The organism is Flavobacteriales bacterium, from assembly GCA_020635395.1.
Classification (GTDB): domain Bacteria; phylum Bacteroidota; class Bacteroidia; order NS11-12g; family UBA9320; genus UBA987.
In genome coordinates this window covers 179,848-202,280 of sequence record JACJZV010000005.1, presented here as the reverse complement: position 1 = coordinate 202,280, position 22,433 = coordinate 179,848, and the positions used below count along the sequence as shown (strand labels likewise).

18 protein-coding genes are annotated in these 22,433 nt (G+C 39.2%); 4 read left to right on the top strand and 14 right to left on the bottom strand.

The window, feature by feature from the left end; all coding sequences use genetic code 11:
- Nucleotides 1–14: 14 nt before the first annotated feature.
- The 4 genes from H6607_13480 to H6607_13465 all read left to right on the top strand — a co-directional run bounded on the left by H6607_13480 (nt 15) and on the right by H6607_13465 (nt 6,241).
- The gene (locus tag H6607_13480; GenBank protein MCB9263378.1) at nt 15–404 is read left to right on the top strand and encodes a hypothetical protein; all 390 of its coding nucleotides are present in this window, start codon (nt 15–17) and stop codon (nt 402–404) included.
- 128 nt (nt 405–532) lie between these two features.
- A complete protein-coding gene (locus H6607_13475) occupies nt 533–1,612 on the top strand; it encodes an efflux RND transporter periplasmic adaptor subunit (protein ID MCB9263377.1) in 1,080 nt (359 codons plus the stop codon).
- Nucleotides 1,613–1,623: 11 nt separating this feature from the next.
- Nucleotides 1,624–4,818, top strand: coding sequence for an efflux RND transporter permease subunit (locus tag H6607_13470; GenBank protein ID MCB9263376.1), 3,195 nt, complete (start codon nt 1,624–1,626; stop codon nt 4,816–4,818).
- A complete protein-coding gene (locus tag H6607_13465) occupies nt 4,805–6,241 on the top strand; it encodes an efflux transporter outer membrane subunit (protein ID MCB9263375.1) in 1,437 nt (478 codons plus the stop codon). The genes H6607_13470 and H6607_13465 overlap by 14 nt, the downstream gene beginning before the upstream one ends.
- A 465-nt stretch (nt 6,242–6,706) precedes the next feature.
- Here the strand turns inward: H6607_13465 and H6607_13460 are convergent, their stop codons facing one another.
- The 14 genes from H6607_13460 to H6607_13395 all read right to left on the bottom strand — a co-directional run bounded on the left by H6607_13460 (nt 6,707) and on the right by H6607_13395 (nt 22,403).
- Complete coding sequence (locus tag H6607_13460; GenBank protein ID MCB9263374.1) at nt 6,707–8,254, bottom strand: SulP family inorganic anion transporter; 1,548 nt, start codon at nt 8,252–8,254, stop codon at nt 6,707–6,709.
- A 30-nt stretch (nt 8,255–8,284) separates the two neighbouring features.
- Entirely contained in the window at nt 8,285–10,153 is a 1,869-nt protein-coding gene (locus H6607_13455; GenBank protein MCB9263373.1) for a hypothetical protein, read from the bottom strand.
- 17 nt (nt 10,154–10,170) lie between these two features.
- On the bottom strand, nt 10,171–12,681 hold the full coding sequence (locus H6607_13450) for a DUF2309 domain-containing protein (GenBank protein ID MCB9263372.1): 2,511 nt from the start codon (nt 12,679–12,681) through the stop codon (nt 10,171–10,173).
- 65 nt (nt 12,682–12,746) lie between these two features.
- Entirely contained in the window at nt 12,747–13,070 is a 324-nt protein-coding gene (locus tag H6607_13445) for a hypothetical protein (protein ID MCB9263371.1), read from the bottom strand.
- A 438-nt stretch (nt 13,071–13,508) separates the two neighbouring features.
- Entirely contained in the window at nt 13,509–13,991 is a 483-nt protein-coding gene (locus H6607_13440) for a hypothetical protein (GenBank protein MCB9263370.1), read from the bottom strand.
- A 22-nt stretch (nt 13,992–14,013) separates the two neighbouring features.
- The gene (locus H6607_13435; protein ID MCB9263369.1) at nt 14,014–14,307 is read right to left on the bottom strand and encodes a hypothetical protein; all 294 of its coding nucleotides are present in this window, start codon (nt 14,305–14,307) and stop codon (nt 14,014–14,016) included.
- Nucleotides 14,308–14,372: 65 nt separating this feature from the next.
- Complete coding sequence (locus H6607_13430) at nt 14,373–15,200, bottom strand: hypothetical protein (GenBank protein MCB9263368.1); 828 nt, start codon at nt 15,198–15,200, stop codon at nt 14,373–14,375.
- Nucleotides 15,197–16,006, bottom strand: coding sequence for a hypothetical protein (locus H6607_13425; GenBank protein ID MCB9263367.1), 810 nt, complete (start codon nt 16,004–16,006; stop codon nt 15,197–15,199). Before H6607_13425 ends, H6607_13430 begins: the two co-directional genes overlap by 4 nt.
- Complete coding sequence (locus H6607_13420) at nt 16,003–16,785, bottom strand: Fic family protein (GenBank protein MCB9263366.1); 783 nt, start codon at nt 16,783–16,785, stop codon at nt 16,003–16,005. Before H6607_13420 ends, H6607_13425 begins: the two co-directional genes overlap by 4 nt.
- A 27-nt stretch (nt 16,786–16,812) precedes the next feature.
- Nucleotides 16,813–18,009 (bottom strand): prolipoprotein diacylglyceryl transferase, encoded by a 1,197-nt coding sequence (locus H6607_13415; protein MCB9263365.1) that lies wholly within the window; start codon nt 18,007–18,009, stop codon nt 16,813–16,815.
- 107 nt (nt 18,010–18,116) lie between these two features.
- The gene (locus tag H6607_13410; GenBank protein ID MCB9263364.1) at nt 18,117–18,848 is read right to left on the bottom strand and encodes a sulfite exporter TauE/SafE family protein; all 732 of its coding nucleotides are present in this window, start codon (nt 18,846–18,848) and stop codon (nt 18,117–18,119) included.
- An 18-nt stretch (nt 18,849–18,866) separates the two neighbouring features.
- The gene (locus H6607_13405) at nt 18,867–19,226 is read right to left on the bottom strand and encodes a DUF2200 domain-containing protein (GenBank protein ID MCB9263363.1); all 360 of its coding nucleotides are present in this window, start codon (nt 19,224–19,226) and stop codon (nt 18,867–18,869) included.
- Nucleotides 19,227–19,324: 98 nt separating this feature from the next.
- The gene (mtaB, locus tag H6607_13400) at nt 19,325–20,623 is read right to left on the bottom strand and encodes a tRNA (N(6)-L-threonylcarbamoyladenosine(37)-C(2))-methylthiotransferase MtaB (protein ID MCB9263362.1); all 1,299 of its coding nucleotides are present in this window, start codon (nt 20,621–20,623) and stop codon (nt 19,325–19,327) included.
- A 55-nt stretch (nt 20,624–20,678) separates the two neighbouring features.
- Nucleotides 20,679–22,403, bottom strand: coding sequence for a M61 family metallopeptidase (locus H6607_13395; protein ID MCB9263361.1), 1,725 nt, complete (start codon nt 22,401–22,403; stop codon nt 20,679–20,681).
- Nucleotides 22,404–22,433: the final 30 nt, after the last annotated feature.

Genomic DNA, 22,433 nt, shown 5'->3' with positions numbered 1-22,433 from the left:
CCGCCTTTTTAGAAATGAGTAAAAAGTTTTTGAGATTATTTTTAGCCTTCTTTGTTTGTACAACCGTTGCTGCGGGTGTGTTTGCAGATGGAGATTTGGATAATCAGGTTTTGAAAAACCTTAACCAAAATTCTACCCGACACGAATTTAATTTCACAAATCATGCTCATTCTGGTCAGCCTTTAGAAGCAAGTGTAAATAAGTTTTTTGAAGTATCAGAAGACGATGAAGAACTGCTATCTGAGGTTCAGGTATTTGCGGTTTTTTTGGATTACGACTACCAACTTTTTTCTCAAATTAATCTTGAATCGATTGGAATCAAGTTTCAAGCAACCGACTTTTTAAATCATTTACCCAATCGGCTTTCCTCCAGATACAAACTCTGCGAGGTCTTTCTTCTGTGATTTTATTGGTGTTTTTTAACTGCATCTAAGTTCGTAAAAAGCTTGGGCGGTTTCACTACGTCTATTTCCCAAATCATTTATGATTTTGTGGACTTTTAATTCAAAAAAAATAAAATATATAACAAAAAATGAAATTCAAATTATTGATTATCAGCTTTCTAACTGTAGGATTTTTGGGAAGCTGCTCAACCAAACACAAATCTTTAGAAGAGGAGCAATCCTTTTTGGCCACAAAACCAATTTTGTTAGACACCTTCCTCGATAAAGATTATGTGTGTCAAATTCAATCAATCAATCATATCGAATTGCGGGCTTTGGAAAAGGGATATATTCAAGAAATTTATGTTGATGAAGGAAAATTTGTAAAAAAGGGTCAGTTGCTGTTTCAGATTTTGCCCAATATTTACGAAGCTGAAATGAATAAGGCATTGGCCGAAAAACAATTTGCGGAGATAGAATATTCAAACACAAAAGCATTGGCCGAAAAAAAGGTGGTATCTCCAAACGAGCTGGCATTGGCAAAGGCCAAATTGGATAAGGCTCTTGCAGAGCTTTCTCTTTCTCAAACGCATTTGCAGTTTACACAAGTTCGGGCTCCGTTTGACGGCATAATTGACCGATTTTATGTGCGAAAAGGCAGTATTGTAGAGGAAGGAGATTTGCTGACCTATTTAAGCGATAACAGCAAAATGTGGGTGTATTTTAACGTATCGGAGGCCGAATATCTCAACTATAAGAAAAACCTAAAAAAGGATAGCACTTTAAAGGTGAAACTTGAAATGGCCAACCACGAAATGTTTCCGTTTGAAGGAAATGTTGAAACCATTGAGGCCGATTTTAATAACGAAACCGGAAATATTTCTTTTCGGGCAACCTTTCCAAATCCGGATAGATTGTTGAGACACGGTGAAACCGGTTTGGTAAAAATAGCTACCCAACTCAACAAAGCACTTATTATTCCTCAAAAAGCAACCTATGAAGTGCTTGATAAAAAATTTGTTTATATCATCGACCAACATCACAAAGTCATACCAAAACAAATTACCATAACCGCAGAATTGCCACACCTTTATGTAATAAAAGGATTGGCCGAAAAGGATGTAATACTGCTGGAAGGTTTGCGAAAAGTAAAAGAAAACCAAGAGATTCATTACAAATTTTTAGAACCACGTCACGTTATTTCCAATTTGTCAGTTCACGCGGAATAATTAAAAAAACTATGTTTAAAAACATCATACACAGGCCGGTATTGGCCATCGTGGTGTCGGTGGTTATATTGTTTACGGGTGGGTTGGCCATCAAACAATTGCCTATCTCACAGTTTCCGGATATTGCCCCGACCACTGTTAATATTTTTATAGCATATCCTGGTGCAAGTGCCGATGTGCTCGTTAAATCTACCCTTATTACCCTCGAAAACGCAATAAACGGTGTGCAGGGAATGAGGTATATTGCCACCGATGCCACCAGTGCAGGGGAGGCAACCGTTCGCATAATTTTTGAGCCCGGCACAGACCCCAATCAAGCGGTGGTAAGGGTAAAAACCAGAGTGGATCAAGTTATGCCACTTTTGCCCGAGTTGGTGCAACGGGAAGGGGTAATCATCACACCCATACAACCCAGTATGTTGATGTATGTAAACTTGTATAGTACCGACAATTCGTTGGATGAAAAGTTTTTATACAATTATGCCACGGTCAACTTAATTCCGGAGATAAACCGTATTTCGGGTATTGCCAGAAGTCAGATTTTGGGTAGCCGGCGGTATGCAATGCGAGTTTGGCTCAATCCGGATAGAATGAGAGCCTATAACATTTCGGTGGATGAGATAATGGAAGCGTTGGCAGATCAAAGTATTATTGGCCGACCCGGACGCATTGGTCAAAGTTCGGGCATAGAGGCACAGTCGTTAGAGTATGTTTTGACTTACAAAGGTCGATACAATAAGCCCGAAGAGTACGAAAACATTATTGTGAAGGCCAATGCAAGTGGTGAAAGAGTTTTTTTGAAAGATGTGGCCAAAATAGAATTGGGTAGCGAGTTTTTTGATATTTATTCCAATCTCGATGGGCACTCGTCGGCTTCCATTGTATTAAAACAAAACTACGGAAGCAACGCTTCGGAAGTGATTGATGAGGTAAAAGCCAAATTAAATGAAATGAAAGCCAACTTTCCGCCGGGTTTAGATTATCAAATAAGTTATGATGTTTCATCGTTTTTAGATGCATCCATAGAACAGGTGCTTCATACGCTTCGCGATGCTTTCTTATTGGTGGCTCTTGTAGTGTTTCTATTTTTGGGCGATTGGCGTTCAACGCTTATTCCCATTTTGGCCGTTCCGGTTTCCCTCATCGGAACTTTTTTCGTGATGAAATTGTTTGGTCTGTCCATCAACCTAATAACCCTTTTTGCATTGGTGCTTGCCATTGGTATTGTGGTGGACGATGCCATTGTAGTAGTGGAGGCAGTGCATGCCAAAATGAATGAAAAATACCTTTCGCCTTACATGGCTGTCAGGGAAGTAATGGGCGAAATAACGGGAGCTATCATTGCCATTTCGTTAGTAATGATTTCGGTGTTTGTGCCCATAGCGTTTATGAGTGGCCCTGTTGGAACCTTTTATCGCCAATTTTCGATAACCATGGCCAGTTCTATTGTGCTTTCGGCCATTGTGGCACTCACACTAACCCCGGTGCTTTGTGCCATGTTGCTTAAAAAACACGACCCACACAAGGTTAGCAAAAGCCCGGTTCAGCGATTTTTGAATTGGTTTAACAATGGTTTTGACGGATTGACAAATAGATACGTAAAAATATTAAAACGCATTGTCAATAGAAGATTGGTTACCTTTTTAGTACTGGTTTTGTTTTCGTTGGGTATTGTTTATACCAATAAAGTGCTTCCGGCAGGCTTTATTCCGGGGGAAGATCAAGGAACGATATATGCCATATTGCAAACACCTCCTGGAACAACCTTAGAGCGAACCAATCATCTTTCAAGAGAACTTCAAGATATCTGCGAAGAGATTGAAGACATTGAGTCAGTTTCATCTTTGGCCGGTTATGAAATTATGACAGAAGGTCGTGGCTCGAATGCCGGAACCTGTTTAATAAATCTTAAAACTTGGCACGAACGCAAGCATACAGTTCATGAAGTAATGGAAGAACTTGAAGAAAAAACAAAAAACATGGGTGCTGTCATTGAGTTTTTTGAACCTCCGGCTATCCCGGGTTTTGGTTCGTCCGGCGGTTTTTCTATGCGATTGTTAGATAAAACCAACTCTACAGATTATCAACAATTCGACCAGATAAACAAAGAATTTATGGAAGCCTTGGGCAAACGCAAAGAGCTTACGGGTATATTTACATTCTTTTCTGCGGCATATCCACAATATGAATTGGAAATAGATAACAATGCCGCCATGCAAAAAGGCGTATCTATTGGCAAAGCCATGGAAAACCTGAATATCATGATTGGCAGCACATACGAGCAGGGTTTTATTCGTTTTGGCCAATTCTTTAAGGTTTACGTGCAATCGGCTCCCGAATTTAGGAAACTACCCTCTGATATTTTAAATATGTATGTGAAGAATGACCACGATGAAATGGTGCCTTATTCTTCCTTTATGAAATTGCGAAAATCGCAAGGACCCAATGAAATTACCCGATATAATATGTACAATTCAGCATCCATTCAGGGTTTGCCGGCCAAGGGATATACCACGGCGGATGCCATTGCAGCCATTAGAGAAGTGGCGGCCAAGTTGCCAAATGGGTATGACATTGCTTGGGAAGGATTATCGTATGACGAGGCCAAAAGAGGAAACGAATCCATCATTGTATTTGCCATAGTTTTGATATTTGTTTATTTGGTGCTGGCTGCACAATACGAAAGTTTCATTTTGCCAATGGCCATTTTGTTTTCACTGCCCATTGGAGTTTTTGGCTCGTTTATGTTGCTAAAAATTATGGGCTTGGCAAACGATGTGTATGCACAAGTGGGGTTGATTATGCTGGTGGGTTTATTAGGGAAAAATGCGGTGCTTATTGTGGAATTTGCCGTTCAAAAAAACAGAGAGGGAGCCACTATTTTGGAGGCCGCCGTAGAGGGGGCAAAGGTGCGGTTTCGTCCTATTTTAATGACTTCGTTTGCTTTTGTAGTGGGCTTGATACCGCTGTTGTTGGCAAACGGAGCAGGGGCTATTGGCAATAGAACCATTGGCGGTTCTGCGTTGGGTGGCATGCTCTTCGGGACAATTTTTGGGGTGCTGGTAGTTCCGGGCTTGTATTTCATCTTTGCCAATATTGCCAAAGGCAGAACGCTCATTCAAAACGAAGATTTTTCGCCTCTATCTGAAGACTTAATTGATTATTCATCAAACAACACAAACAGTAATAAAAATGAAAATCACTAAAAACTTATTAAAGATAACACTTGCAGGCATTGTTGTTTTACAACTAAATGCCTGCAAAATACCCTCTGTCATTTCGCCAAATGCGGATGCGAATACACCCCAAAAGTATGCTTTGAGGGTGGACTCGATCAATTCGGCAACCATAAACTGGAAAAATTTTTTTAAGGATACTTTTTTGGTAAATCTTATTGATACCGCTCTGCACAACAATCAGGAGTTAAAAATTGTATCGCAAGAAATTGAGATAATGCGAAACGAAGCTCGGGCAAAAAGTGGTGAATACCTTCCTTTTGCCCGATTTAGAGCCGGATCAGGATTTGAAAAACCAGGGAGATATACGCTGATGGGGGCAACCGAACATACCGTGGAGGCCGAGCCGGGGAAGGCCTTACCCGAACCATTAACCGATATTGGCCTAATGGCAGATATTAGTTGGGAGGTGGACGTATGGCACAAATTGAGGAACGCTCAAAAATCGACATACAAACGATTTTTAGCTTCGCAAGAGGGTCGTAATTTTATGATTACCAATTTGATAGGTGAAATAGCTAACGCATATTACGAATTGTTGGCTTTAGACAATCAGATGGAGATTGTTAACCAAAACATTACCATTCAAGAAAATGCATTAGAGATAGTGAAACTGCTGAAACAATCGGCACAAACCACCGAGCTTGCGGTCAAAAAGTTTGAGGCGGAAGTACTAAAAAATAAGAGTTTAAGGTACAACATTGCACAAAAAATTGTTGAAACCGAGAATTACATCAACTTTTTGGTTGGCCGTTTTCCGCAGCCTGTTTTACGAAATTCAGAGCAGTTTAATGAGTTGACACCACGAAAGGTGTATGCTGGTATTCCATCAGATTTACTTGCAAACCGACCAGATATTCGGGAAGCCGAGCTTGACCTACAAGCCAATAAATTGGATGTGCAAGTGGCAAGGGCTAACTTTTATCCTTCGTTTAGCATTACGTCAGGCATTGGTTTTCAAGCGTTCAATGCCGGATATTTGGTAAAAGCTCCTGAATCTATGTTGTATAATTTGGCAGGAGACATGGTGGCTCCACTCATCAATAGAAGGGCAATAATTGCCGAATATAAAAATGCTAATGCTCGTCAAATTCAATCAGTGGTGGCCTATCAGCAAAAAATATTAAACGGATATGTAGAGGTAAGCAATAAAGTTTCAAAAATTCAGAATCTCGAAAATCAGTTTACCCTAAAGCAGTTACAGGTAAATGCCTTAACGGAGTCCATAAACATTGCCAATAGCTTGTTTGCATCGGCAAGAGCAGACTATATGGAGGTGTTACTTACCCAAAGAGATGCTCTGGAAGCTCGAGTTGAACTGGTGGAAACTAAAAAAGAACAGTTGCTGGCAACGGTTGATTTATATCGAGCTTTGGGCGGTGGCTGGAGGTAGTAGGGTGGTATATTAAACGTTGCTAAAGTTAAAAAGGAGTTATGGGTAAAACTTTCAATTTAAAGTCAGTTTAATATTTATGTCATTGAAAATGAATGGAATGTACAAGAACTTAGGATAATTTCTTATACATTAAAACTCCAATTAAAAAATTGGAGTTCCTTTGACCTTCCCTAAAAGGATGGGACTTCTGTGGAAAGTGTATAATACACTTATATTGAGGTAATTGCAATTTTGACTGGGTTCAAATATTTTCCAAATTTTCTATGTTCAATTTTAAATGGAAACATAAATGGCATCAATTTGCCGTCAAATATCAAAATTATACAGCAAAATAGACGCTTTTCGACCAAAGGAAGTAGGAAAGTATTTGGTCGTTAATTTATGGCAGTAAATAACAATAATCCTGCAAATTGGATACGAAGTTTTTTATTCCATGAGTTAGTTTGATTTTTTTGGAACAATTTAACTGTTAACAACAGAAAAGGAAAGTTTTTTCTGACTAAATTCTTTTTCTAAACCATGCAGGTGGTGGTTAACAGAGGCATCTACATAGTGGCAGTTTTTTATGTTGATGATCAAGTTTTTGTCAAGGTGTTTTACTATTTCTTTTTTCAAACTCAAATAGTTGCAAAAAGTTAAGTTATCTGAGGCCATAATCTCAACACCATTTTGGCTGTTTTTTGTGCTGTAATGAGCTTTAAATAAGTTGTTTAGGGGTACTTTTTTGAGCAATACAAACAAAATGCTCAACGCCAAACCGCAGGCCACGCCAATCAATAAATCGGTAAACAATACCATAAAAATGGTTACCACAAAAACCACAAATTCTGTTTTTCCGGTATGCCACACGTGCTTAAACTCTTTGGGAGAAGCTAACCTGAAACCTGTAAAAATAAGCATGGCGGCCAACGCAGCCAGAGGAATATGTTTAATTAACGAGCCGGCCACCAAAACAAAAAACAATAGAAACAAACCGTGAAAGAAGTTTGACCACTGTGTTTTTGCCCCGCTTTGAATGTTGGCCGTGCTTCGCACAATTTCCGAAATCATGGGCAAACCACCAATAGCACCCGAGGCCATTGCCCCAAAACCAAGCCCTTTTAAATCTTGATCTAAGTTTGATTTTCGATGTTCCGGATCCATTTTGTCAACAGCCAAAGCACTTAATACAGACTCAATGGCCGTTACTAATGTGATGCTTAATACGGCCATCCAAAATACAGAGGTTCCTGATTTTGAAAAGTCGGGAAGTTGCACCGCATCCATCACATTTTCAGGCAAATGTACCAAAAGTTGTGGCCCTACTTTATGATCTTCGGCTAAAAACCGAACGGTATGTTCGTGTTCAAAATCAAGAATAAATTCGAGCGGAATAGCCACGAGCAATACCCAAATTGGTGCAGGAATGGCTTTAACCCATTTCACTTTTACTTTGGGGTAAAAAATAAGAATGAGCAATGAAACCACGGAGATTAAGATTACCTCGGGGTTGGCATGTCTCAGAGCGGTGGGCATTTCGGCTATTACCTCATACATTTCGTGGCCTCCGGCGGCCACAGCAATGGCAACAAAAAATTGTTTTACAATGATGATAATTCCAATTGCAGCCAACATTCCGTGCACTGCAGCACTGGGGAAAAAATCGCCCAGTTTTCCGAATTTTAAAAAGCCTAACAGTACGATAAATGCACCTGAAACCACAATGGCAGCCAAAGCATAAGGATACCCCGCAATTCTGTCACCTTCGCCCAAAGATTCGATGGCGGCTAAATTAACCACAATTAGACCTGCCGCAGGGCCGGTAATGGTGACCCAACTACCGTTGGTTCTAGAAACCACCAAACCACCAACAATGGCAGCAAACAATCCGGCCATTGGCGGAAAACCACTGGCTAAGGCAATGCCCAAACACAATGGCAGGGCTATGAGAGATACGTTAAATCCGGCTTTTAAATCGGCAGTCCAAAACTCTTTTAAACTGTCAATTCCCTTTTTGTTAATACTATTCATTGAATATTAATTTTTCTTTTTCTTTAATAATTATGCTGAGCGGTAAGCGGTTTCTATTCCGGGTTTGGTGCTTGGCCCCAAAAACACTCTGGCGTATATGCGTATGAGTGCAAGACCATCGATAATAAAACTGAGGGATGCAAAAACAGCCAAAAAGAGCTGCTCGCTATGGATGTGACTAAAAATTAAATCTTCGCCTATAAATGTGGGAGATATCGGAAACCCAGCCACTCCAATGCTGCCAATCAAAAAGACAGTGGCTAATGTTTTGTGGTGGTTTACATGCCCGTTAAATCGATTTAGGAACACGTGATTTTCGTGTCGTTTTAGAATAAATAAAGCTGTATAGGCTATTACACCAAAAATGAGTACACCGCCCAAATAGATGCTAACGTGTTCCCAATTTACAGCTTCATTAAACGAAACGGCCAAGGCCACCCAGCAATGGTTTAATATGACCAATGACAAGGCCAAATTGGGGCTTTTTCGCTCGGTAAATGCCTTGATAACCAAAATCAAACCAATAAGTGCCATTAGTTCTGGTAGATATTGGGAAAGCTCGGTTGGGATACGGTCTTTATAGAAGAGGGCAATGCTGCCCACGGCAAACAAAGGCCCGATAAAAATGAGTAAGTTGCTGGTATTTATAAAGTTGAGGTTGCTACCAATTTTCTTGAGTGGCATCCAAAGTGTGCGAAACAAAAAATCATCCAAGTGCCATTCGTTCAAACTCAGATTGTAAATCGTCATTTGCAGCTTGCTGCCAAACCATTTCTTTTTATCTTCTTTTTTAGGTTTGAAGTTAAAAAATTGCTCCCGCATTTTGTAAGCCACCGATGATGGGGAAATCAGCAACTGGTGGGTTCTTAAAAATGCGTTTCCGACAATGTGTATCAGGGCAAGCGTTTCGAAACCAAAGCCAATTTCGACAAAAATTAGCCCAATTTGTGCCGAACTTGAAAATGCGATTTGGGCTTTTATAGATGACTGAACTCTGGCAATAAAGGTGGAAACCAAAAAGCTAAAAAGTCCGCAAAGAATTATTAGCACTTTAAACCAAACTATAGCGTTCCAAAAATTCAAGGTACGGAGCAATAGAAATGCACCAATATGAATAGCCAACGACCCATAAAAAATGGCACTGCTCGGTGTGGGGCCTTCCATGGCACGGGCTATCCAACTGCTAAACGGAAATTGTGCCGATTTGATGGTGGCCGTAAACATCAAGGCCAGCGAAATGGCTATTGCCAATGCCCGATGATGCATCATTTGGGTTTGAACCAAGTCTATGTTTGACATGGTAGAAAACGTAACATTGGCGTGCCATAAATGATGACTCAACCACATGGCCAACAATATTCCCACATCTCCCAAACGATATACCGAAAATACTTTTACGGCATTTTTGACGGGTAAAAACCGATTTCGATAAAAAGCAATTAGCAAAAAGGATGAAAGCCCCAACACTTCCCATCCCAAAAAAAGAGTTTCGAAATTGCCAGAAATGATAACCAAATTATACCCACCAAAAAACAGTAAAACCGTGGAGAAAAAACGACGGTAGCCCCGCTCGTTGTGCATGTAGTAGCTACTGTATATGCTAATGAGAAAAGACAGAATGCTGCCGAGAAATAGAAAAACCGCCGTAATTTTATCGAAATACAAATCGATATAAAACTCATACCCGGGCATTTTATACACCACAAACTCTTTGATACTCAGCGGAGTAAAATTATTTGTAATCCAAAAAGCGATAATGCAAAGGCTTAAAAGAAGGTGTACGGTGGTGGCAGAAATGGTAAGCCACGAAATGGCTTTTTCGTATTTTTCTTTAATGAGCAGCGTACCCATGGCCACCAAAACAGGCACGATAACCAACAGTGGCAATATTGATGAAATTGAAAGTTGACTAAACATTAGTTGTATAAATAGATGGGCAAATTGTCGGATGATGTTTCGATGTATTGTTCAAGTGATAGTTGTTTGTCGGTTGTGCTTATTAGCGGCTCATAGTCTTCAAAGAAAATGCCATTAAATCGTTGGCACTGATGAGTTTCAGGGTTTACAACCACAAGATTCACCCAATTATTTTCAAACCATTCAAATGTTGCAGGATTCCTTTTTATAGCCGCCAAAACCACCTCAGAATAGTGTTCTACTATCATCAACAATCTGAGAGGGTCGTGCATTTCAATCATTTGTCCTGGCAGCCCTGTTCGCAAATCTCCATCGGTGCCATTGGCCACCCCGTTTAGCCCAATTACGTTGTGCGGCAATTTGGTGCCTGCACCCAGTTTTTGTGTATCAACCCGAGAGAAATAATATTCAAGATTAATGCCTCCGCACACTGGAGCAGCAGCGTTTAGAATGTTGGTTAAATACAATCCGTCGGGGTCGGTTTTATAATCGTAGCTATTCAAAAATGCCCGTCTATCAAGAAACAACCCATGGGTAAGATTTCGGTTTCCGATAATACAAAAACAATTGGTGGCGTGATTCCACTCCGGTCTAGGCTCAAAAATGGCCACTGCCCGCTTCTTTATTTTACCATGAATGTTCTCAAGACTTTTGGAGGTATTGATACCGATAAATCTTCTTGAACGTTCTTTGGCATTGAGTTTTAGGGCTTTTTTAAATATGGCTGAAAAGCGTTCGTGTTGCTCAACGCTTTGGCCGGCCAAACTCAATGTTTCAAAAAAACTGATTTCGTCGATGGTGGTGTCATGCAACCCGCCAATAAAGACGGTGTCGTCAGGTATAAATAAATTTCTTTTTTCCAACAATTGTCTTACATCGGCTCGGTTGGCCATTTTGGCAAAAAGCCTTGCATTTACACTACCGGGTCGGCCACTGCACGCCCCGCAGTCATATCCTGCATAGTAGGTGTTGTTTACGCTGCTGGCTCCATGCCCGATAATATAGATAACCGGGGCAAAATTGTTTACAAGACCAATGCTTTTAAGAACTTTTTCAACATTGTCGGCCATTTGCTCCACTTTAAAACCAAGTTGCAATCCATCAGCCGATTCGGGGTTTTCGGGATTAAACTGATAGTTTAGGTTAGATTGTTCTGACATAAAATGAAACGAAGAGTTGGCTGCGGCTTCATTTTTTGGATAAAAAATGCTTCTTATTAATCTCAAAGAGGAAATAAGCCCAACGGTGTGAGTAATTAGCCACGAAAGCAAAAATCCATGCGTTTGTTTTGAAAAATGAAAATCTTTTTTTCGCTTAATGTTGCTCGATTTTTCTTGTACCAAAATGTTGGGAGATACTGGTGCAGGACAAACCTTCGTGTGAAATTTTCCGTTTTCGGGCTGAAAATAATATTCCAACCCAAAATGACCTGGTGTGCCAAAGGTGTGGCAACCAATTTTTTGTTGCAAGGCCACATTTTCAATGTATCTACGAATCGAACACTCGCGGTCGTCAATACAAAAAAGTGCCTGAAAATCATCTCGGGCAATGTTCGGTTCTTTTGGTGCTATATTTCTTATAGCTGACAAAGCTTGGTCGTAGGTGGTGTTTTCAAATGCCACTTGCCATATTTCTACCAGTTGGTTGAAAACCTCTTTTTGTGGTTTTTCAAATAAATCAATAGGGGTAAGACTATCGTTGTATCCCAATGGTTTCCATTGCATACCAAAACGTTGGTCAAGAGCATCAATTTCGAGAAGTAATTCAAAAATGATTAAATCATTTAGGCTAATTTTTCTTTTGTCGAGAAGCAAAGCTTGGTTTTGCTCCAAAACGGACACCATGCCCGACCAGCCAGGATGAGCAAACTGTTGATCGACCACATAATTATCAAAAAATGCTTCATTGCCCACCACAAGATGCAACAAATGCTTGATGGACAGCTTCTTTTGAGCCAATAACATTTGTGGTCGAGGTGTGTTGAACATAGAAACCATGCTGTTTCTTTCAAGAGCCCTCAACGAAGAAATTAGGCCGCCCTCCGAAACTGGAAACTGCCAAATAGCTACACCTTGATCAATGTAGGCATTTAACACCCGAAACAGTTTGGAGTGTGTAAGTGCATTCAAATCAACCTGATAGAGCTGTTTCCATTTGCTGCGAAGTTGGCCAACTGTAGGTTTTATAGTCAATTTTGCTGAACCATGCAATACGGAGTCAAGAGTAAAATCTGTCCCTTTTTTTTGGTTAAAGCTCTCCATGCTTCGCTCTAATTGATAGGGATTTATCTTTCCATCTTTGTAGAATTTTCTATATCGATCTAACGATAAGCTCGTTTTATAGCCGAAAACATGCTTGGCGTGTCCCAATGCATCAAAAAATTCTTCCTGCTGAAAACCATGCAGGGTATTGTGGTGTATAAAATCTTTTAAAGGTGCCTGGCTTGGCAAATAATGTTGCAACAGATGGATGAGATGACTTTCATCCCACACCAATTCATGCTTATTCATGTTGAATTGCTAAAATTTCAATACTAAATAAAGGGGGTGGTTTGGTTTACGAGGTTAGATGCCCTCTAACAGTGCAGCTTGAGAGCGTGGTATTTTAGATAGAGTGGAAGTTGTTTGTTGAACAAGTTGGCGTTAGAAAACCGAAGTGCGGCTTTTGTTTCGATGTTTTCACGATGGAAGTTGGAACAACTTGACTCAAAAAAATAGAAAGAGGAAAACGTGTTTCCGGAGCTAAAATCTGAATTTTCGTCTAATTCAAAATTAATTTCGGTTTCGGTATATGGAGTGGTTTCAGAATAGTTTTTTACCCTAAAAAAAGGTGCTGCCAATTGAAACAACAACAGCAACGCTATCACGAAAGACAACCCACTTTTGAAACGGTTTTTCAATTCTTCCTAATTCGCCGCAAATGTAAAGTCGAATAATCTTACGTTGTTTCGATTTTTTAAAATATTATTCTATTGATAATCAATTAGTTATAGGAAGTGGATTTTTTTGGATATAATTTGGTTTTTGGATATAATGAAGATTTTCTGTTTCGGGTAGAATTGTTGAAATGTGAAATATGGTCAATATCGCCCCCGCGGAGCTGGGTGGATTTTATATTATGATGTTGTCCCTATGGGGCTGTTATGTGTTCTCATTATTCACGTTTCATTTTTTTCACACTGTAAATCTGCGTTTATTCGTATCGTCAGAATAAAGCTCCGTTGGAGCAAAATAATAATAAAAAAGGTTGGATATTGGAATGATGAACCCCGTAGGGGTGAAATTGTTTTGCCAAGAAATTGACAATCTTTCTGGTGGCCGGCAATTTTTTTAAAGGGTTAATTTGCAATTCTTAGTTTTATCTTTTCTATCATCACTCGATTATCCTTTATCGGGTAAATTTTTCTTATATCCATCCAAGTTGAATTTTCTAAAATAAGAATGGAAGTATTACCTAAATCAAACCAAACCTCAATCTCCAGGTGGGATAGGCTAGTTTTATCAACCGTAATATTGTATTGATTTGTCTTTTCGGTTTCTTCAATGCTTACTGAATCAACGGCAACCTCCAAGTTTATGTCGTTATCTCTTAACGGTGTATTTTCAAAAATGGGAATAGTTGTGAACAGCGTTTGGGTTTCCCCAACTTTAAGTTCAGGAAAGGCTTTAAACTCCGGATACCAACTTTTTAAAATAACCTTTGGTTTGGTTTCAAATCGAATCGTATCTTGTGATTTGCCGCAGCAGCTTACAAATAAAAGTAGCCCCAAACTCCAAAATAATCTACTTACCAACATATTTAAGTTTACGAAGAAAGCCATTTTTTACATAAAAAGATTAAGGTCATTTCCTTCTATCCAACGCAATATTGGCACAAAACCTCATTCTATCATCCATAGATTGCACTTTTCCATTTTTTGTGTCTATCAAAATTTTGCGAGTCAGCTTTTGGTTGAGGTCAAATTCATTAAACTGGTTATCGAAATAGGTTAAATAAATGGTGTCTCCGCTCAAAGCGTAGGTGCCAGTGGCGTTATTAAATCCGTTAAAAAGCAGTTGAAACTCCTGCTTTCGTTCGTACAAAATGATGCCATATAATTCATCCGAAGCAATAAAAATCTTATTGCTTCGAGGCATGCAGGACATTACCAAAAAGAGCAAAGAAAAAAACATCAAAACGATTATTCTACCCGTGCCTTTTATCAATCAAGTTGTATTATTCGCATGTTAGGTTTTGGTTTTTTGCATTGAAATAAAAAACCAACGCAGCTATGCTGTATTAAAGGTAATTTTTGCGGATTAAGAGAACCGCTATCGGGCAATTGAAGTTTTTTAAACATAGTAGTGTTGGTCATAATCCAAAAGTCCAAATACTTGGATGTAAAAAATCGAAACTCATAAGAAAATACGGGGCTTAATCGACCGATTTTGTCATTTGGGGTTAAATCGTAGTCCCATAAATGTGCAACTTCAGTTGCTGAATATTCCAATTCATAAAGATATTTGGTCAATAAAACATACGAGTACCTGACTCCAATACCCATGCGATGCCTAAATTTAGCGTTGAATAAATCCTGCTCAAAGAAATATGATGTTGCAGCTGATATCGTCTGATAATTGTATGTAAATTTTAAAATCGAAGTCTCATCTATAATAAAATAAGGGATAGGGAAGTTTGAAAAGTTGGTTGATGTATTGTTGAAGTTTGAAGCATTGACGGAGAATTTTAACAAATTGTTTTTCGCTATTTTTCTTTCAATTCCTAATTCAAAACTAATATTGGTCATAAAGGATATTCTATTAGATAATGTATGACTCGGGCCTCCTCGGAGCGGATTCTTTTTACTTACTAATTGATAATTTAAAGGATATATTTTGGTGCCAATCATAAACTTTTCTACCGGCGAGCTATGAACTTGTTGCACCCCAAAAGTTGGTTGCCATTTGCTGTCTTTTTTGAAAAACGATTGGCCAGCAAAGCATGCCACTTTGACAAGTGATATGAAAACTATAACAGCAAGTTTTTTCATTTCCAACATGCTAAAATACCAAAATAAAATTGATATATGTTCGATTTTACGTAATGCGAATATGTATTTTGTCTGTAGTCTTTTGGCGTAGGTATATAGCTGAAGTTGAAACCGGAGTTAAACCAAAACTGAAGGTGGCTTTGTTCTAAAATCTTTGCTTGATAGCTGACTGATGGATAAAATAAGGTGGCAAAATCCTTATAGTTGAGGTCTTTCTGATAATAGTATTTATTCTGATTTTTGAGTATTCCTTCAAGTCTAAAATCACTCATTATTGTGTTTGAGGCGTTAAAGGCAAATTTTAATCGATGTTCAAAATGGCTGTTTTTAAATTTTTCTGAAATGGCATAACCTACATTAAAACCTATCAAATGGTAGCGGTAGTAAAACTGAATTGGTTGAAATTGAGTGCCGAGCACAAAGCCACGTTCTGCATCCACCATGTCCGAAAATCGGAGTTTATACCAATCGCCATTTCCACAGAGGCGGGTGTAGGCAATTCCGGTAAAAAATGCTCCGTTAACACCAATTTTTCTAATGGCTCCGGTTTCAAGTTTAAGGTTGTTGGCCATATTTGGTTTGAACAACTTGCCAGGGTTGTTTTCAAATTTTTCGAGAGGTATTGCACGCCAATCTTTATCCGGAAATTGATCAAGTTTGGGAAAATTGTACACACCCAAATCATCTAAATTTTTATTAAAAATGGTGTTTAATTCGGAATAAAATGTCCATTTGGTGGTCTCAGAGGCCAGAGTTTTGAATGTCACCAAAAAGATTGAGAACGATATGGTAAACCATTTCCTCATTCATTCAATTTCAAACAATCAGGCAACATCAGTAGAAAAGGGAGAGCTTTTGAGTAGTCAAGTTCAGGGTATTCTAAACCTAAAACCCGCAAATTGTTGTAGTATGTTTGGTGTTGTTGGTAATAGTTTTTTTCGCTTTGAAGAAACCAAGCTTTCTGGCCAAGCTTTTGAGCAATAAACCATTTTTCTAGCAAACGAGCAGAGCGGCCATTTCCGTCGCTCCATGGGTGGATTTTTACAAAAATCAAGTGCAGCATAGAGGCATAAAAAAATACTTCTTCTACGGATAATGCATCTTGTAACAAAACTTCTAAATCATGGTAAAACTTGGTCATTTCGTCATTAACCAATTGTGGTGAAGCGGCCACATACTCAATTTTCCCGTCAGTAGAGCTCACAAACATATTTTGTGTTCGTGTATTGCCAAGAAATTGTTTCTGAACAAAATTTTTAGCCAAAAGTCTATGTACTTCATCTACATTCGGTTTGTTCAGAACGTGAGTTTGAGCAAATAAATAAGCATCGTACAGGTCGTCTATTTTCTTTGTATAATCGGGCAGAAATTGAATACCAAACCTTTTGTGTTTCACATAGCTGTCTAATTCAATTTCTTCTCCCTCTATCTTGCTGGAAAAAACGGATGAAACAGACGTGTAAAAACCAAATGAGTCGGTGGATATTTCAGCATCTTTAAGTGCATCAAATTTTGGAGCCAAATTAGTTGGAATCGCCTCTAAATAAGCGGGCAACAATTCGGTATGAACAATTTTTAAATCCACTAAAAACTTAATATTTTATTCGGTAAATCAGCTTTCGGACTCTATAATAGGCAGCTCGGCCTCTTTTATCGTTTTGTTTTTTGAAAACCAGAAATACAAACCAACAGCCGAAATCATCAGAGCAACCGAGATAAGGGTGGCTTGGGTTATCTTCATTCTGAGAATATCCAAATCAACGTTGGTGCGAATTTTTTCTATCCAAAAACGCTCAAAACCTGTCAAAAACAAATATAGGCTAAACAATATTCCGGGTGTTTTTATGCGTTTTCGATAATACCAAAGTATGCCAAAGAAGGCCAAACCAATGATGGTTTCGTATATGGGAGTTGGCCAAACAGGAAACTCCAACACAGGAATTCCATCGCCAAGATAAGGCACTTTGTCTATTGGGTCGGTGGTGTTGGCCACGTTGTTTGGATAGGTGTATGCCCACAACCAATCGGGCAAAAAACCGGGGTTTGGGCGGTTGTTGATAATGCCCCAATCGCCATCGCCTGACATGTGGCAACCAATTCTGCCCACGGCATAAGCCATCATCATGGCTGGGCCACCCACATCGAGCATGTGCCGCCAATGAATGCCTTTTTTGTGTGCATACCATAGCACGGCTGCCCCGCCACATATCAAACCGCCATAAAACGTGAGGCCGCTAAATGGGTTTAAAAAATCTTGAATCGGATTTTTGATAAAATCACTCCACCGCTCCATGCTGTCGAACAATTTGGCACCAGGCAACCCAACGGCAGCAGCCAAAAGAGTCAGAGTACCCATGTGCTGGTATGGGTGTATAATGGTCTCTTTCTGAACGGGTTGGGGGTATTGTTTTTTTATTTTTTGTGCCTCGAGGTATTTCAAACCTACCGAAAGTGCAGCAAGAGCCAAACCCCAAATCATGCTTCCCTCGCTGGTAAATAGATGACTTTGTATATCAGGCGAGAGGGTTTGGGCATTGGTAATCAAAAAAATGAATTTATAACCGAAAATAAAAGCCAAAGCCGCATTGCTGACATATTCGGTAATTGATGGAAGTTTGCCAAAGGTTTTAATCTCTTTTTTTCCTGTAATCAGGCCTTCTTTTTCTTTGCGTTTTAGCTCAACGGTCATAAAATGCAAGGCTGCCAAAAACGACATGGCCACAAAAAAACCAAACATGTTTACCACCGACAATCCCCAAATCTCGATGCCAAAGAGGTCTTTAAAGAAAAAATAAAAATTTGGATACATACTTTTTTATTGACTGCGAAGTACCGAAATAATTGTTGGAATATGCGGTTTTTGGTTGGGAAATGTTTTTGAAAAGCAAAGAATTAATATGCCAAATGCTGATGGCCTTAGCCCACTATTTGTTTCAAAATAGTAACAAGGCCAATTGCTAAAATAAGAAAAAGAGATAGGTTTCGGAATTTTGACTCAGGAATGTAGGTCAGTATTTTTTTGCCAAAAAAAGTACCTACCACCCCAATTATCAGTAGAAATGGAACATATTTTAAATCATGCGAGTGGATGTATCCGTTTTTGAAATAGACAATGGTTCGTGCCGAATCAATCATAAAATCAATAAATGCGGATGTGGCAATAAAGACACTTTTTTCCAAATTAAAAGCAGCCATGGTCAACCCTCTAATGGCACCACCTGTGCCCAACAATCCGGCAGACAAGCCTGAAAATATGCCTCCGGTGATGGCATTTTTTGTACTGGGTTTGATAATGGTGGAGCTTTTTAATAGAAAAAACAGACTAAATGAGGTTAAAAAAATGCCCAAAATTATTTCTAAATAGGTGTTCTCAATATATTTGGTCAATACACCGCCAATAATAACAAATACAATAGACGGAATGCCAATGGTGGCGAGCAGTTTGCGGTTTAAACCTTGTTTAAAAAGAACAATTTTACTGAAATTGCTCGAAAGGTGAAAAAGAGCTGTTAAGCCTAAAACCGAATGAAAATCGAAATAAAAATTACCGATTGGCACAAAAAACACCGAAGAACCGAAGCCTCCGATGGTGCCAATAATTTCGGCTAACAATGCCAGCAATAGAAAGAGAAGACTGATTTCTTTCATGTGTTTATTCCTGAAAATTTATCTTAAAATCTTTTCCATTTTTCGTCCTTTGGCAAGCTCATCTACCAATTTGTCTAAGTATCGAACTTGTTTGGTCAAAGGGTTCTCAATTTCTTCAATTCGATAGCCACAAATCATTCCGGTTATCAGTTCAGCATTGGGATTGAGATTTGCCTGTGCAAAAAAGATTTCAAAAGTGACTTTTTCGGCTATCAATTCTTGCACTTTCTGTTCGTTAAATCCTGTAAGCCATTCAATGACTTGATGCAGTTCTTCTTTTGTTCTGCCTTTTTTCTCCGCTTTTGTCACATAATGTGGATATACCGAGGCAAAAGTCATTTTGGCAATACGTTCGTTATGCTCTGTGGACGGGGTCATATTTATCTCAATTAAAAATTGATGGCTAAACTACAAATTGTTTGGTTTAATAACCACGACCAGACCTTATAGGTTTTTAAACCTGGAAGGTCTATATCTCACACCAACTCACTCACCAATACGCACGAAACCACGCCGTCGTTGTCGATGTTTTGTAGTTCAACATCTACCAATTGGTTGACTAAATTTTGGTCATAGGCCGCTTTTACTTTTACGTAGTTGTCGGTAAAGCCATACATAAAATCGCCTTTTTCTTCGGCTTCAAAAAGCACAGTTCGGTGGCTGCCCAAATGTTGGTTGTAAAAGGCCATCCGCTTTTTATCGCTCAATATTCGCAGCATGTCGGCACGTTCGTTTTTGGTTTTTGGGTTTACTTTTTCCGGTAATTTTTTGGCAGTAGTATTCGCTCGTTCCGAATAAGGAAAAACGTGCAAATAGCTAACATCTAAATCTTTGAGGAAGTTATATGTTTCGAGAAAATGTTCGTCCGACTCCCCAGGAAAACCAACAATTACATCCACTCCTATACACGCGTGGGGCAATAATTTTTTGATGGTGGCAACGCGGTCGGCATACAATTCTCGTTCATATTTTCGTCGCATTTTATGCAAAATTTCGTTGCTGCCGCTTTGCAATGGTACATGAAAATGAGGTACAAATCTTCGGGAGTTGGCCACAAATTCAATAATCCGATTTTCTAACAAATTGGGTTCAATGCTGCTTATTCTGAAACGTTCTATGCCTGCTACTTTGTCAAGCTCCAACACCAAATCAAAGAATGTCTCGTCGGTGTCCACGCCAAAATCACCAATGTTTACGCCAGTTAGAACCACTTCTTTAATATCTGTGGCGGCCACCTGATTGGCTACTTTAATGGTTTCGGCTACTGTGTTGCTGCGGCTTTTGCCCCGTGCCAGCGGAATGGTGCAAAACGAACAGAAATAATCGCAGCCGTCCTGCACTTTGAGGAAACTTCGGGTTCTGTCGCCCACCGAAAAGCCGGGTACAAACACATTCGTTTCTTTTATGTTGGCATTGTAAACCACTTTTCGTTCGTCTTTTAGCTTGTTTAAATGTTCGATTAAATTGAACTTTTCGGCTGCACCCAACACCATATCAACTCCTTCAATATCAATTATTTCTTGAGGTTTCAGTTGGGCATAACAACCTATAACAATTACGGAAGAATCGGGGTTTTGCTTTTTGGCATCACGCACTACTTTTTTGCATTTTTTGTCGGCATTTTCGGTTACCGAACAGGTGTTTATTACGTAAATGTCGGCACTTTGGTCGAATTCAACAACATCAAAACCCTGTTCTTTGGCCTGTCGGCCAATGGTGGAGGTTTCGGAAAAATTGAGTTTACAACCCAGTGTATAAAATGCAATGCTTGACACGCCGCAAAGATAGATTTTTTAAGTGTCGATGGCAATTGGAGCTATTTTGCCAGAATTAACTCAACCAGTTTTTTAAGAAATGCTTTTGTTCGTTGGTTGCCTGCTCGTTGATGGAGATGGCGTATTTCATATCCGCATTTTCTAATAGAGTTGCTTCCAAGTGGTGCAATTTTCCATCGCGGTTTATCAACACATTTATAGTGCTGCCAATTCGGTATCGGTCTATTATTTCTTGCAAACTGCCTGATGCTCTCCAATTATTAATGGCAATAATTTCATCGTTTGCACAAATTCCGGCATTGGCTGCTGCTGAGTTGGTTTTTACGGTTTTGATAATGATTTTTCCGTTTTCAGAGCTTGATGTGGTGCCAAATTCCGGTTTGTTTTCTGTTATGTTTTTTAATTGCACACCGGCCAAAGAAAGATATTCGGCATACGGAAAACTCCCTGTTTCAAACACAAATCGATTGAAAAAGGAAGTGTAATCATTTTCGCCAATTTGGTTTACTACATTTTTGAACTCGTCGAATGTAAATCCGCGGTTTTGTTTTTCATAAAATTCGTTCATCAAGGTTTGCATTACATGGTCGAGGCGTTTTCGACCATTGGTGTTTTTCATAATTTCAAAATCAAGAAACCATGCCACCAACATGCCTTTGTTGTAGTAGCTAATGCTCGTGTTGTTGCTATTTTCGTTGGGCAAATAGGCTTTTATCCAGGCCAGTTTGCTGCTTTCATTGAGGGTCATTACATTTCTGCCAGCCTGACTTTCTAATCGGTTTATATTGCTGGCCAATGCGGCGAAATAGGTTTCTGTGGTATGAAATCCGCTTCTAATCAAAAATAAATCGTCGAAATAAGAGGTAACCCCTTCAACAATCCAAAGCATTTCGGTGTAGTTTTCTCGGCCATAGTCAAACGGGCCGAGTTCTATTGGACGTATTCGTTTTACATTCCATAAATGGAAATATTCGTGCGAAACCAGTGCCAAAAAGGTTCGATATTTATCAGGGTTGCTATATGCCCAACGGGTTATTTGGCTCGTTTGACAGTTCAGATGTTCCAATCCTCCGCCGCCGTTGTCGATGTTTTGAATAAAATGAATATACCTTTCTGACGGATGTTTACCGCCAAACATGGCGGTTTCAGTATCACAAATCTTTTTAATATCGTTGGTAACGGTTTCAAGATTGTAATTTCCCTCTCCAATCATCACAATTTTGTGTGGCACGCCAAAGGTGTCAAACTCAGAAATATCAAAATTGCCCAAGGCCACTGGGCTATCAACCAGCAAATCGTAATTTTCGCATAAAAAAGTGGTGCCATTTGGTTCTTTTTTGGGCAAAGCCATTTCAATATTTTCCCAACTAAATGGCATGTCAAAACTTATTTCTATTGGTAGGTTTTCAAATCCTTCGAAATAAACAAAAGCACTGGCACCATGCAAAAAAGCCATAAATTGGTCAACATAGCTAACACGAGCTGCAATTTCTGCAGCATATAACTGGTAGTGAAAAAATACCTCGTCTGTTTCCGCTTTTATCTGCCAAGTATTTTTGTCGATGCGTTTTGGCTTTGTGCGTTGTTCGTCAACAATAGAAACTGCTTTGTCAACATGTTGAGAAAATTCGCGGATTTTGTATGAACCTGGTGTCCAAACCGGCATTTTTACCGTAATGTTTTGCCCCTTATTGCAGGCCATTTTTATCGATATATTGGCATAGTGGTTTTTAGCGTTTTCAAAAGATACGTGGTATTTAATTTTGTTTTCTGAAGCCATGCAAATGTCAATAAATTTGGGCTGCGAAGT